Raw genomic sequence first — 379 nt, 5'->3', positions numbered from 1 at the left:
CGTTCGGCTCCCCGCAGCCGCACGAGCGCCGGATCACCAGCGCCGAGGGGAACTGCTTCAGCCGCTCCCGCCGCGAGCCGACAACCCGGAGCGAGTCGTCGAGCACCAGGTCCACGGCGGCCCGCGCCATCGCCGGACGGTCGGAGAAGACCGTGGTCAGCGGCGGATCCGTGAGCCCGGCCTCCTTCACGTCGTCGAAGCCCGCGACCGCCAGCTCACCGGGCACGTCGATGCGCAGCTCGCGCGCCGCCCGCAGCACCCCGATGGCCTGGTCGTCGGTGGCGCAGAAGATCGCCGGCGGGCGGTCCGGGCCGGCGAGCAGCCCGAGCGCCACCTGATAGGCGTCGTACCGGTTGTACGGGGCCTGGAAGAGCCGGCC

At 74.4% G+C, this 379-nt stretch carries 1 protein-coding gene; it reads right to left on the bottom strand.

Going from position 1 to position 379, the window contains the following annotated elements; all coding sequences use genetic code 11:
- Positions 1-379 (bottom strand): substrate-binding domain-containing protein (locus G3I71_RS50095; RefSeq protein WP_164325649.1); only part of this gene is annotated, 379 nt, incomplete at both ends.

The organism is Streptomyces sp. SID12501 (assembly GCF_010550245.1).
Classification (GTDB): domain Bacteria; phylum Actinomycetota; class Actinomycetes; order Streptomycetales; family Streptomycetaceae; genus Streptomyces.
This window is presented reverse-complemented; position numbering and strand designations above follow the sequence as displayed.